This is a genomic window from Bacillus sp. FMQ74 (assembly GCF_001875785.1).
In the GTDB taxonomy this organism is placed as follows: Bacteria; Bacillota; Bacilli; order Bacillales; family Bacillaceae; genus Bacillus; species Bacillus stercoris.
Genome location: NZ_MOEO01000005.1, coordinates 273,477 through 287,081, shown reverse-complemented (window position 1 = coordinate 287,081; position 13,605 = coordinate 273,477). Strand labels below are relative to the sequence as shown.

Below are 13,605 nucleotides of genomic sequence, written 5' to 3'. Positions count from 1 at the left end.
CTCTCCCTCTTTCAGGGAGAGTTTTTTTATGTTTGCTTCCAGAAATAGAATTGTTATTCATAACTGATGGACATGCGCATAAACTTGTACAAACCACCACAAGGACGTGAGCAAACATGCGCATTTTCAAAAAATCAGTATTCGTGATTTTGATTTCTTTTCTGATTGCAACTGTAAATGTGAATACAGCACATGCAGCTATAGATGTCAGTGCAAAAAGCGCGATCATTATCGACGGAGCATCAGGCAGAGTGTTATTTGCCAAGGATGAACATCAAAAAAGGCGGATCGCCAGCATTACAAAAATTATGACCGCCGTCCTCGCTATCGAATCCGGCAAAATGGATCAAACGGTGACGGTTTCGGCAAATGCTGTCAGAACAGAAGGATCCGCCATTTATTTAACAGAAGGTCAAAAAGTGAAATTAAAAGATCTTGTGTATGGCCTGATGCTAAGATCAGGAAACGACGCCGCTGTCGCGATTGCTGAGCATGTCGGTGGGAGCCTCGATGGGTTTGTTTATATGATGAATCAAAAAGCCGAGCAGCTTGGTATGGAGAACACCCGTTTTCAAAACCCGCACGGATTGGACGACCATGAAAATCATTATTCAACAGCCTATGACATGGCCATTTTAACTAAATATGCTATGAAGCTGAAAGACTATCAAAAGATTTCAGGCACAAAAATATACAAAGCGGAAACGATGGAAAGCGTATGGAAAAACAAAAATAAACTGCTGACCATGCTTTATCCATACAGCACAGGAGGAAAAACAGGCTATACAAAACTTGCAAAACGGACACTGGTTTCAACGGCTTCAAAGGATGGCATTAACCTGATAGCCGTCACCATTAATGACCCTGATGATTGGGATGACCATATGAAAATGTTTAATTATGTGTTTGATCATTATCAAACCTATTTAATTGCAAAAAAAGGGGACATTCCAAAGCTGAAAGGCACATTTTATGAATCGAAGGCTTTTATCAAACGAGATATCACCTATTTGCTGACCGAAGAGGAAAAAGAAGATGTGAAAATTAATACCACGCTGCTCAAGCCAAAAAAAGCATGGGAAAAAGATGCCTCAAAAATTCCTGACATCGTAGGGCACATGGAGATCATGTTCAACGATGAAACCATCGCAAAGGTGCCGATCTATTATGAAAATGAGCGGCATCAAAAACCGAAGAAACAATTTTTTGAAACGTTTAAATCAATCTTTCTGAATGCGGCAGGCGGAGCAAAATGGTCAATATAATTTGGGTCAGTTTAACTGTGATCGGACTTGTTTTTGCGATGTGCAACGGAACTCTGCAAGATGTAAATGAAGCCGTGTTTAAGGGTGCGAAAGAAGCCGTTACGATCTCATTTGGATTGATGAGCGTGCTTGTTTTCTGGCTTGGCTTAATGAAAATAGCTGAGCAGTCAGGGCTTTTGGATATTTTCAGCCGGATGTGCAGGCCTTTTATATCTAAGCTGTTCCCTGATATACCGCCGGATCACCCGGCGATGGGCTACATTTTATCTAATCTTATGGCGAATTTCTTCGGCCTCGGAAATGCAGCAACTCCGCTTGGCATTAAAGCAATGGAGCAAATGAAAAAGCTGAATGGAGGCCGGTCGGAAGCAAGCCGGTCGATGATTACGTTTTTAGCTGTTAATACGTCCTGCATCACACTCATTCCGACAACGGTGATCGCTGTCCGGATGGCTTATTCCTCCAAAACGCCGACAGATATCGTCGGACCAAGCATTTTGGCAACGCTCATTTCCGGAATCGGCGCTATTATCATTGACCGGTATTTTTATTATCGCCGCAAAAAGAAGGGGAGGTAAGCGGATGGAAATCATCAACTGGCTGTCTTTAGCGATGATTCCGATCATTATTGCCGGCATACTTCTTTATGGGACAATCAAAAAGGTTCCCACATATGAATCGTTTGTCGAAGGAGGCAAAGAGGGGATAGAAATCGCCTTCTCCATTATCCCCTATTTAGTCGGGATGCTTGTCGCAATAACTGTTTTCCGATCATCAGGCGCGCTTGATTTTATAATGGATCTTTTAAAACCGGTTTTCTCCGCTATCGGCATCCCCGCTGAGGTGGTCCCGCTTGCTCTGATCCGCCCGATCTCCGGTACGGCCGCACTCGGAATGACAACCGATTTAATCGCAGTATACGGGCCCGATTCCTTTATCGGCAGGCTGGCTTCCGTCATGCAGGGATCTACAGATACAACGCTTTACGTACTGACAGTGTATTTTGGTGCAGTTGGTATTAAAAAAATGGGTGATGCATTAAAGGTGGGACTTCTTGCTGATTTAATCGGTGTAGTTGCATCTATTATCATCGTTACGTTATTATTTGGGAGCGCCTGAAAACGGCGTTTTTTTTAGATTTGGCATAGAGATTTGAAAAAGCTTGTTTGTTAGGGTTGAAAAAAGTAAGATAATACTTGAGGTGAAAGACATGGAAAGACTGCAAAAAGTAATTGCTCATGCCGGAGTTGCGTCGCGCAGAAAGGCAGAAGAGCTGATTAAAGAAGGAAAAGTAAAGGTAAACGGCAAAGTAGTAACAGAGCTTGGTGTTAAGGTCACCGGTTCTGATCAGATTGAGGTAAACGGGTTAAAGGTTGAACGCGAAGAGCCGGTTTACTTTCTCTTATATAAACCGAGAGGCGTTATTTCCGCAGCGCAAGATGATAAAGGACGCAAAGTAGTGACGGACTTTTTTAAAAATATTCCGCAGCGCATTTATCCGATTGGGCGTCTGGACTATGATACGAGCGGTCTTTTGCTTTTAACCAATGACGGCGAATTCGCCAATAAGCTAATGCACCCTAAGTATGAAATAGATAAAACATACGTGGCGAAGGTGAAAGGAATCCCGCCTAAAGAGCTGCTCAGAAAACTGGAGCGCGGAATTAGGCTGGAAGAAGGCAAAACAGCGCCTGCTAAAGCGAAGCTATTGTCTTTGGATAAGAAAAAGCAGACAAGCATTATTCAGCTGACGATCCATGAGGGACGCAACAGACAGGTGCGCCGCATGTTTGAAGCGATCGGACATGAGGTAATCAAGCTGAAGCGTGAGGAATACGCGTTTTTAAACTTGCGAGGCTTGCACACGGGAGATGCCAGAGAACTTACGCCTCATGAAGTGAAAAGACTCAGAGCACTGGCGGAGCACGGTAAAAACGCTTTCTAAATTTCACATAACCTTCAAAAAGTAAGAAATGTGAAATGAACTTGCAATGATATAATTGAATGGATCTGCAATAGGGGGAAGGGGGCAGTGGACAATGAAGAAAAAAAGGCGTTTATTCATTCGGACCGGCATCCTTCTCGTTTTAATCTGCGCACTTGGCTATACCATTTACAACGCTGTATTTGCCGACAAAGAGAGTATATCCGAAGGGTCCGACGCACCGAATTTTGTCCTTGAGGATACGAATGGGAAACGTATCGAGCTCAGTGACTTAAAAGGGAAAGGTGTTTTTTTGAATTTCTGGGGTACATGGTGTGAACCATGCAAAAAAGAATTTCCTTATATGGCAAACCAATATAAGCATTATAAAGACCAAGGTGTTGAAATTGTCGCTGTAAATGTTGGGGAGTCAAAGATAGCAGTACATAATTTTATGAAATCCTACGGAGTCAATTTCCCGGTTGTTCTGGATACAGATCGCCAAGTGCTTGATGCCTACGACGTATCTCCGCTTCCGACAACCTTTTTGATCAATCCGGAAGGAAAAGTTGTCAAGGTGGTGACCGGCACTATGACAGAAAGCATGATACACGATTATATGAATCTCATAAAACCCGGAGAAGCTTCGGGATGAAGCAAGTCAAATGTGAATGCGGACATATAAACCCGGTCGGAACCGTTTTATGTGAATCGTGCGGAAGGGCTCTCCAGGAAACTCAGCCTCCGCTCGCTGATATGAGATATGACGGAAGCGCAAGACGTTCGCAAACCTATAACAAAACAATTATCGATAAAATTTGGAATTTCTTTTCCTCGGTTAAGGTGGGAATATGGCTTATTGTCATAACCCTTGCTGCATCAGCGTTCGGCACCATTTTTCCCCAGGAAGCCTATCTGCCTCCGGGCGCACAGGCCGAGACTTATTACAAGGAGCAGTACGGCGTGTTTGGCCAGCTTTATTATTTGCTCGGGTTTCATCATTTATATGGTTCTTGGTGGTACTTGCTGCTCATTGCCTCGATCGGCATTTCGCTCGTGATTTGCAGCCTTGACCGTGTCATTCCGTTGTACAGAGCATTAAAAAACCAAGGCATCAGAAGGAACCCAGCTTTTTTAAGAAGGCAGCGCTTGTTCAGTGAAACGGCTACTGTGCTGGACGGGGAAGCAAAAGAAAAGATAGTTGCTCTATTAAAGAAAAAACATTATAGAATCAGAGAAAAAGAGGGCAGCATTCTTGCTGAAAAAGGGCGTTTTTCCCGCTGGGGGCCGTATGTCAACCACATTGGATTGATCATCTTTCTGATTGGTGCGATGCTGAGATTTGTGCCTGGCATGTACGTCGATGAGACGCTATGGGTCAGAGAAGGCGAAACCGCAGCAATTCCGGGTACAGACGGAAAATACTACTTGAAAAACAATCAATTCAGCGTAGAGACCTATAACAGCAAAACAGAAAAAAAGGTATTTGCAGATGCCATTGACAGAGTCGGGGACGGGAGAGTGGCAAAGAACTTTCAAACCGATGCCGTACTCTACAAGAGAGAAGGAAAAATTGTTTATGGCGAGAAGCCAAAGCTGAAAAAAATAACAGAAGAAGACATCCGTGTCAATCAGCCGCTGCGCTTTGATTCTTTTTCCGTTTACCAGGTGGATTATAAAGAAAATCAGCTTGACCAAATGGTGTTCCAGCTGATTGATAAAAAAACAAAAAAATCTTTTGGAAGCCTGAAGATCAACCTTCTGGATCCAGATTCGGTCTATGATCTTGGTAACGGTTACAAAGTGGAAATCGCCAGCTACCTGCCAGACTTCTATTTTAATCAGGACGGAGAACCAAGCACGAAAACAAAGATCCCTAACAATCCGGCTTTTGTCTTTAATATCATAACGCCGGACAAACCAAAGGGTGAAAAGAGCTTTGTCGCCATCCAAGAAACCATCGAAGGATCAGGCAGTAATAAATACAAGCTGAAATTTGACCATGTCGAAACGAAAAACATTACTGGACTTACAGTCAGAAAGGACCTGACACTCTGGGTGCTTGCTGTCGGCGGAGCCATTTTTATGATCGGTGTCATTCAAGGTATGTACTGGCAGCATCGAAGAATCTGGCTGCACTCACAGGACGGCGCAGTCATGGTGGCTGGGCATACCAATAAAAACTGGTTTGGCCTGAAGAAGGATATAGCATTTATATTGGCTGATTCAGGACTGACTGAACCGGCGGACCAAAAAGAATTAATCAAAACACAGAAATAGGCGAAAAGGGAGTGATGTCATGGCAGAGCTGAGCGGAAATTTTCTTTATGCGGCCTTTCTTGTGTATTTAATCGCTGTCCCGATTTTCGGCGGGGCCATACGAGGAAATAAAGATAAAAAGGGCAGGCAAAACCGATGGGCCAACATTGGAATCACCCTTTCTGTTGTCGGGTTTCTCTGCCACCTTGGGTATTTCATCACAAGGTGGGCTGCCAGCGGCCATGCGCCGGTCAGCAATATGTTTGAATTCACCACCGCTTTTGGCATGATGCTTGTTTTGGCGTTTATTATTCTTTATTTTATTTATAGATTGCCTTCATTAGGCCTGTTTACGCTGTCAATTGCTTTACTGCTGATTGCCTACGCCAGCATGTTTCCGACAGATATCTCGCCTTTAATTCCTTCGCTCCAAAGCAATTGGCTGTATATTCACGTAACAACGGCCGCGCTTGGGCAAGCTATACTTGCCATCAGCTTTGTCGCTGGTGTCATCTTTCTTTTGAAGCATGTAGACCAAACAAAACCGAGCAAAAAAACCTTCTGGCTTGAAGCGATTATGTTTATCCTGGTCACAACCGTCGCCTTTATTGCGATCACATCAGCATTTCGTCTTGCGGGCTATGAAGCGGAGTTTAACTGGGTGGATAAAAATAAAGAAAAAAGCGTGATGGTGTACGAAATGCCTGCGCTTGTCGGTCCGCATCAGGGAGAGCTTTTGACCGAGGGGAGAATGGAACCGCTTGTTGATCTTCCCGCGCTTTTCTCAGGCAGAAAAGTGAACACTGTCATTTGGTCATTTGGAGCAGGTCTTGTGTTGTATGGGGCTCTCCGTCTGATCATCAGAAAAAGAATCAGCGCTCTTTTACATCCGCTGGTGAAAAACGTCAATCTTGATCTGGTGGATGAGGTTGGCTACAGGGCCGTATCAATCGGGTTTCCGGTCTTTACGCTCGGTGCGCTGATCTTTGCGATGATTTGGGCTCAGCTCGCGTGGACGAGATTTTGGGGCTGGGACCCTAAGGAAGTATGGGCGCTGATCACGTTTTTGTTTTATGCCGCTTACTTGCATTTAAGACTGTCAAGAGGCTGGCACGGTGAGAAGTCAGCATGGCTGGCCGTAATCGGTTTTGCTATTATTATGTTTAATTTAATATTCGTAAATCTAGTGCTTGCCGGACTTCATTCTTATGCATAGTCCTTTGAAAGCGACACAGTTCTCAAACTTTCTCACGATTTGATAAAATGAAAGTAACAGAAGGAAAGCAGGGGGAAAACATGGACCAAACGAACGAAACAAAAATATTAGTAGTTGATGACGAAGCCAGAATTCGCCGCCTTTTAAGAATGTATCTTGAACGTGAAAATTATGTTATAGATGAAGCGGAAAATGGTGATGAAGCCATTGCCAAAGGGCTTGAGGCCAATTATGACCTCATTTTGCTTGATCTGATGATGCCGGGGACTGACGGAATTGAAGTGTGCCGGCAAATTCGCGAAAAAAAAGCGACACCAATTATCATGCTGACCGCAAAAGGAGAAGAAGCAAACCGGGTGCAGGGGTTTGAAGCGGGCACAGATGACTATATTGTCAAGCCGTTTAGTCCGAGAGAAGTCGTGCTGCGGGTAAAGGCCCTTTTGAGAAGAGCATCTCAAACCTCTTATTTCAATGCCAATACACCGACGAAAAATGTGCTCGTGTTTTCACATCTGTCCATTGACCATGATGCTCACCGCGTAACGGCTGATGGAACGGAAGTAAGCCTGACGCCAAAAGAGTATGAACTCCTATACTTCTTAGCGAAAACGCCTGACAAGGTGTATGATCGGGAAAAGCTTCTAAAAGAAGTGTGGCAATATGAGTTTTTTGGTGATTTACGGACAGTGGACACTCACGTCAAACGCCTGAGAGAGAAGCTGAACAAAGTATCTCCGGAAGCTGCGAAAAAAATTGTCACCGTATGGGGTGTAGGTTATAAATTCGAGGTCGGCGCTGAATGAAGTTTTGGAAAAGCGTAGTAGGCAAGCTATGGTTTACGATCCTTTCGCTCGTCTTGATCGTATTGTTCATTTTAACGGTTCTTTTGCTGGAATTTATTGAAAACTACCATGTGGAAGAAGCCGAGAATGATTTAACACAGCTTGCTAATAAAGTAGCTGTCATCTTGGAAAATCACGAGGACCAGGCCCTGGCACGGTCAATCACTTGGGAGCTCGCTGATAACTTAACAAGCATTGCCATCATCCAGGATGAGAAGAAGTACTGGTATTCTCCGAATGATAAAAATCGCCTGTCGTCTATTACGGTTGAGCAAATACAGCATGACAAAGACTTAAATAAAGCTCTCCGAGACCATAAAAAAGTAAGCAAGCGAACGGGATTGAGCAATACAGATACGGATAATGAGCGCTTGATTGTAGGTGTCCCGTATGAAAAAGACGGAAAGAAAGGCATGGTCTTTTTATCCCAGTCTTTGCTTGCCGTTAAAGATACAACAAAACATACGACCCGCTATATTTTTCTTGCCGCGGGGATCGCGATTGTGCTGACCACTTTTTTCGCATTCTTTTTATCAAGCAGGGTCACGTACCCGCTCCGAAAAATGAGAGAAGGCGCGCAGGATTTGGCGAAGGGCAAGTTCGATACAAAAATCCCGATTTTAACTCAGGATGAAATCGGTGAACTGGCGACCGCTTTTAATCAAATGGGCCGGCAGCTTAACTTTCATATCAATGCTCTCAATCAAGAAAAAGAGCAGCTTTCTAACATTTTGAGCAGTATGGCTGACGGGGTTATTACCATTAATATTGACGGTACGATTCTTGTGACCAACCCGCCGGCTGAACGTTTTCTTCAGGCTTGGTATTATGAACAGAACATGAATATCAAAGAAGGCGACAACCTTCCGCCTGAAGCAAAAGAGCTGTTTCAAAACGCTGTCAGCACTGAAAAAGAACAAATGATTGAGATGACGCTTCAAGGCAGATCATGGGTGCTTTTGATGTCGCCGCTTTATGCGGAATCGCACGTCAGAGGAGCGGTTGCCGTACTGCGTGACATGACAGAAGAACGCCGCCTTGATAAGCTGCGGGAGGACTTTATCGCAAATGTCAGTCATGAGCTGAGAACACCGATCTCCATGCTTCAGGGATACAGTGAAGCAATTGTCGATGACATTGCAAGCTCTGAAGAAGACCGGAAAGAAATTGCCCAAATCATTTATGACGAATCGCTCCGAATGGGCCGTTTAGTTAATGATTTGCTTGATTTAGCCCGAATGGAATCAGGCCATACAGGCTTACATTATGAAAAAATCAATGTGAATGAGTTTTTAGAAAAGATCATTCGGAAGTTTTCCGGTGTTGCGAAAGAAAAAAATATTGCTTTACAAAATGACATTTCTCTCACAGAAGAGGAATTTATGTTTGATGAAGACAAGATGGAGCAGGTATTTACCAATTTGATCGATAACGCGCTGCGGCATACTTCATCCGGCGGCAGTGTCTCCATTTCAGTCCATTCTGTGAAGGATGGATTGAAAATTGATATCAAAGACTCCGGGTCCGGCATACCGGAAGAAGATCTGCCATTTATCTTTGAGCGGTTTTATAAGGCAGATAAAGCGCGGACAAGGGGCAGAGCAGGAACCGGGTTAGGGCTGGCTATCGTTAAAAATATCGTGGAAGCCCACAACGGATCGATTACTGTGCACAGCCGAATAGATAAAGGAACAACATTTACTTTTTATATTCCGACAAAACGGTAAAATCGAGTCTGAATTTGCCGAAGAATCTTGTTCCATAAGAAACACCCGCTGACTGAGCGGGTGTTTTTTTAATAGCCAACATTAATAAAATTTAAGGATATGTTAATATAAATTCCCTTCCAAATTCCAGTTTCTCGTAATATAGTTGTAATGTAACTTTTCAAGCTATTCATACGACAAAAAAGTGAACGGAGGGGTTTCAAATGGAAGAAACCTTTCAATTATTATATGATACATATCATCAAGATTTGTACCAATTTTTATTTTATATGGTAAAGGATAAAAACCAGACAGAAGATCTTCTTCAAGAGGTTTATATCCGTGTATTAAATTCTTATCATACGTTTGAAGGAAGAAGCAGTGAAAAAACATGGCTTTTGTCTATCGCACGCCATGTAGCGATAGACTGGTTCCGTAAACAGCAAACGATCAGACAGCGTATACTTGGCACATTTGACTGGGATACACAGGATGTCAGGGATCAGCAATTGCTTCCGGACGAACTTGCGGTTCAACATGAAAATGCCCGGGAAATTTATGCTGCACTTGATCAATGTACGATCGATCAAAGAGCTGTGATTATCTTGCGATTTATTCAGGGATATTCAATACAGGAAACAGCCAAGGCTCTGCGCTTCTCGGAAAGCAAAGTAAAAACGACCCAACACAGAGGGCTCAAAGTACTTCGGAAACATATGGAGCTTTTGAGGGAGGAGCTAATGGATGATGAAGTCAGAATGGAACGAAGAACAGATAAAGGAGTTGTTAAGTCAACTTCCGGCAGTTAAAGACCATCGTTCGCCTCAGGATATTTACAAGCGGCTGACGATGGCAAAGCGTAAAAAAAAGCCCGCTGTCAGGTGGATTGGCCCCGCGTGTGCTGCTGCAATTGCGGTTTATATCGCCTTCATTATTTCTCCTCATTTCTTTAATCAGGCACAGCCTCAACAAAAAGAAGCGTCCCAAGAGAACGCAGTAACGAAAACTGAGACAGAAGACAGCCCAAAAGCTGCATCATCCCTGGATCAGACATCGTATGTCGTACCTGAAAAGGAACAAGACAATTACATCACTGTAGCGGTTGCTGATGCCGATACATCCGCAATCATACCCATCAGCATCAAAAAAACAAACACAGACCAAACGATACAGGATATGCTGTTTGAAAGTAGTGAATTGGGTATCTTTGATCATGCTATTACAATCCCATCCTTCATGAATGAAGTAGAGATAAAGGAAAAGCCAAAGCAGAAGGAATTAAGTATACGAGTCCATCAGCCTATTACGGCTTTTTCTGTAAAAGATGATACACTGTTAAAAAAATTGCTGAAAGAATCCTTAAAATGGAGTTCTTATGAAAAAATAAAATTCTTTTCAGATCAAAATGAGACTGGGGTTCGGATTGGCTCATATGGCACTTTTACGGAAATTTCGATTCCCAAACAGTCAAAACGATCCTACTACTTGTACCAAAATAAACAAGGACAAGACTTTCTCGTTCCGTCAAAAAATTCTTTTGATACAGTAAAAGAAGCGATTAAGGAAATGGAATCGAGCAGCCAAGAAGATACGACTCCTCTTATTCAAGCGGGTGCTGTCCAATCTGTAACGAAGAAACAGAAACACTTATATATCCGCTTCTCAAAAGACTCAGAAGTTGAGGATTCTATTGCAGGTATTTTAATGATTGAGGGACTACTTTTAACTGCAAAAGAGTTTGGCTTCACAGAAGTGACCTTTACGGAAACCAGAACGAAAAAAATCGGCAAATATGACATATCAGATGCAATTCCGGTGCCAGCTGCTCCAAATCCGATTTCCTTAGACTAAAAAGGGCCCTTTGAGGCTCTTTTTTAGTTGCTATTCACATAATAGAAATTTTCAAAAAAAAGATGTCCGTGTATAATAAAACAAGGTACGATTGAAAGGATTTGAGACGAGTGAACGTGTTAACGATTAAAGGAGTTTCTATCGGAGAAGGGATGCCGAAAATCATCGTTCCGCTGATGGGGAAAACGGAAGAACAAATTTTGAATGAAGCAGAAGCTGTAAAACTTCTCAATCCGGATATTGTAGAGTGGCGAGTCGACGTATTTGAAAAAGCGAATGACAGAGAAGCGGTCACAAAGATTATTTCTAAGCTTCGTAAGTCTTTAGCGGACAAGCTAGTTCTATTTACATTCAGAACCCATAAAGAAGGAGGGAGCCTGGAAATAGACGAAAGCTCCTATCTTGCTTTGCTGGAATCGGCAATCCAAACAAAAGAAATCGATCTGATAGATATCGAATTATTTACAGGAGATGCACATGTAAAATCGTTAGTATCCCTGGCGGAAGAAAACAACGTCTATGTGGTGATGTCAAATCACGACTTTGAAAAAACACCTGCAAAAGATGAAATTCTTGACAGGCTTCGAAAAATGCAGGATTTAGGAGCGCATATTCCAAAAATGGCTGTCATGCCGAATGATACTGGAGATCTTTTAACGCTGCTTGATGCGACGTATACAATGAAAACAAAATATGCAGACCGTCCCATTATTACAATGTCAATGGCTGCAACAGGGCTCATCAGCAGGCTGAGCGGTGAGGTTTTTGGATCGGCTTGTACTTTTGGCGCGGGAGAAGAGGCGTCAGCACCGGGTCAAATACCTGTTTCTGAACTAAGGAGTGTCTTAGACATTTTGCATAAAAACACACGAGAATAGAACAATCAAAAAACTCAAGCTATATAGCTTGAGTTTTTTTGATTATGGTAGATCAATGAGCTTCACAGACACAATATCAGGGACGTTTGTTAGTTCTTTCACAATTTTATCTTCCAGATGTCTGTCAAAGGAAAGCATCATGATGGCTTCTCCGCCTTTTTCCTTACGGCCCACCTGCATGGTTGCAATGTTAATATCGTTATCTCCGAGAATACGCCCCACTCGGCCAATAACACCTGTTGTATCTTGGTGCTGGATATATACCAAGTGACCTGTCGGATAAAAATCGATATTAAATCCGTTGATCTCGACAATACGTTCTCCGAAATGAGGAATATACGTAGCCGTTACAGTAAAGGTGCTTCGATCTCCTGTCACTTTAACGCTGATGCAGTTATCGTATCCAGATTCAGAAGAGGAAATTTTTTCACTGAAGCTAATGCCGCGTTCTTTTGCGACACCCCCGGCATTGACCTCATTAACAGTAGAGTCAACGCGCGGTTTTAAAAAGCCTGACAGAAGAGCTTTTGTAATGAACGATGTTTCAAGTTTGGCAATTGTGCCTTCATATTGAATGGCAACATCCTGAACCGGTTCTTTCATGCACTGTGATACAAGGCTGCCAATTTTTCCTGCAATTTGATGGTAGGGCTTAATTTTAGCGAATTCATCTTTTGTCATAGCAGGCAGGTTAATAGCTGACATAACAGGTAGACCTTTTGCGAACTGCAGAACTTCTTCTGACACTTGTGCCGCGACATTGAGCTGTGCTTCTTTCGTTGATGCTCCCAAGTGAGGAGTGGCAATGACTAATGGATGATCAACGAGTTTGTTGTCAACTGGCGGTTCAACTTCGAAAACGTCGAGCGCCGCTCCGGCAACATGCCCGCTATCCAAAGCTTCGAGAAGTGCTGCTTCATCGATAATACCGCCTCGCGCACAGTTAATTAAGCGAACACCTTTTTTCGTTTTTGCAATCGTTTCTTTATTCAATAAGCCTTTTGTTTCTTTTGTTAAAGGCGTGTGAACGGTAATAATATCCGCACTTTCTAGCACTTCTTCAAATGTACGGCTGTTTACGCCGATTTTTTTCGCTCTTTCTTCCGTTAAGAAAGGATCAAAAACGTGCACAGTCATACCGAACGCTCTCGCACGCTGTGCAATTTCGCTTCCGATTCGGCCTAATCCTACAATACCAAGCGTTTTTCCATAAAGCTCTGAACCGACGTAAGCTGTACGGTTCCACTCTCTGGATTTCACTGAGATATTAGCCTGAGGAATATGTCTCATTAAAGAAGAGATCATCGCAAATGTATGCTCAGCTGTTGAAATGGTGTTGCCGTTCGGAGCATTGATCACGATTACCCCGTGTTTAGTTGCCTCATCAATATCGATATTATCGACACCGACACCGGCTCTTCCGACAATTTTTAAAGAAGTCATTTTGTTGAAAAGGTCTTCTGTTACTTTTGTCGCGCTTCGCACCAAAAGAGCATCAAAAGTATGTAATTCATTTTCTGCATCTGCTACGTTTTTTTGAACAATTTCAATAAAGTCTGATTCAATAAGTGGCTGTAAACCGTCGTTGCTCATTTTGTCTGAGACCAATACTCGAAACATCGTTAGATTTCCTCCTAAATTGACAAACTAAATATCTGATAATT

The 13,605-nt window shown here is 42.9% G+C and carries 13 protein-coding genes; 12 read left to right on the top strand and 1 reads right to left on the bottom strand.

Annotation, left to right across the window (positions count from 1 at the left end; translation table 11 throughout):
* The first annotated feature begins 116 nt into the window (after nt 1-116).
* From dacB to aroD, 12 genes are all read left to right on the top strand, one after another.
* The gene (gene dacB, locus BLL41_RS12395) at nt 117-1,265 is read left to right on the top strand and encodes a D-alanyl-D-alanine carboxypeptidase DacB (protein WP_071578064.1); all 1,149 of its coding nucleotides are present in this window, start codon (nt 117-119) and stop codon (nt 1,263-1,265) included.
* The gene (spmA, locus tag BLL41_RS12390) at nt 1,253-1,843 is read left to right on the top strand and encodes a spore maturation protein SpmA (protein ID WP_071578063.1); all 591 of its coding nucleotides are present in this window, start codon (nt 1,253-1,255) and stop codon (nt 1,841-1,843) included. The genes dacB and spmA overlap by 13 nt, the downstream gene beginning before the upstream one ends.
* A 4-nt stretch (nt 1,844-1,847) precedes the next feature.
* Complete coding sequence (gene spmB, locus BLL41_RS12385; RefSeq protein WP_003223896.1) at nt 1,848-2,384, top strand: spore maturation protein SpmB; 537 nt, start codon at nt 1,848-1,850, stop codon at nt 2,382-2,384.
* 91 nt (nt 2,385-2,475) lie between these two features.
* Nucleotides 2,476-3,210: a 23S rRNA pseudouridine(2605) synthase RluB gene (gene rluB / locus BLL41_RS12380; RefSeq protein ID WP_014664454.1), complete on the top strand. Its 735-nt coding sequence runs from the start codon at nt 2,476-2,478 to the stop codon at nt 3,208-3,210.
* 94 nt (nt 3,211-3,304) lie between these two features.
* Entirely contained in the window at nt 3,305-3,844 is a 540-nt protein-coding gene (gene resA, locus BLL41_RS12375; RefSeq protein WP_071578062.1) for a thiol-disulfide oxidoreductase ResA, read from the top strand.
* Nucleotides 3,841-5,469: a cytochrome c biogenesis protein ResB gene (resB, locus tag BLL41_RS12370; RefSeq protein ID WP_071578061.1), complete on the top strand. Its 1,629-nt coding sequence runs from the start codon at nt 3,841-3,843 to the stop codon at nt 5,467-5,469. Before resA ends, resB begins: the two co-directional genes overlap by 4 nt.
* A gap of 19 nt (nt 5,470-5,488) precedes the next feature.
* Nucleotides 5,489-6,664 (top strand): cytochrome c biogenesis protein ResC, encoded by a 1,176-nt coding sequence (gene resC / locus BLL41_RS12365; protein WP_071578060.1) that lies wholly within the window; start codon nt 5,489-5,491, stop codon nt 6,662-6,664.
* 80 nt (nt 6,665-6,744) lie between these two features.
* On the top strand, nt 6,745-7,467 hold the full coding sequence (resD, locus tag BLL41_RS12360) for a DNA-binding response regulator ResD (protein ID WP_040082743.1): 723 nt from the start codon (nt 6,745-6,747) through the stop codon (nt 7,465-7,467).
* Nucleotides 7,464-9,233, top strand: a complete 1,770-nt coding sequence (gene resE / locus BLL41_RS12355) for a sensor histidine kinase ResE (RefSeq protein WP_071578059.1) — start codon at nt 7,464-7,466, stop codon at nt 9,231-9,233. Before resD ends, resE begins: the two co-directional genes overlap by 4 nt.
* A gap of 203 nt (nt 9,234-9,436) precedes the next feature.
* Complete coding sequence (sigX, locus tag BLL41_RS12350; protein ID WP_071578058.1) at nt 9,437-10,021, top strand: RNA polymerase sigma factor SigX; 585 nt, start codon at nt 9,437-9,439, stop codon at nt 10,019-10,021.
* Complete coding sequence (gene rsiX, locus BLL41_RS12345; RefSeq protein WP_071578057.1) at nt 9,957-11,063, top strand: anti-sigma-X factor RsiX; 1,107 nt, start codon at nt 9,957-9,959, stop codon at nt 11,061-11,063. The genes sigX and rsiX overlap by 65 nt, the downstream gene beginning before the upstream one ends.
* A 110-nt stretch (nt 11,064-11,173) precedes the next feature.
* Nucleotides 11,174-11,941 (top strand): type I 3-dehydroquinate dehydratase, encoded by a 768-nt coding sequence (aroD, locus tag BLL41_RS12340; protein WP_071578056.1) that lies wholly within the window; start codon nt 11,174-11,176, stop codon nt 11,939-11,941.
* Nucleotides 11,942-11,983: 42 nt separating this feature from the next.
* Here the strand turns inward: aroD and serA are convergent, their stop codons facing one another.
* On the bottom strand, nt 11,984-13,561 hold the full coding sequence (gene serA / locus BLL41_RS12335; RefSeq protein ID WP_071578055.1) for a phosphoglycerate dehydrogenase: 1,578 nt from the start codon (nt 13,559-13,561) through the stop codon (nt 11,984-11,986).
* Nucleotides 13,562-13,605: the final 44 nt, after the last annotated feature.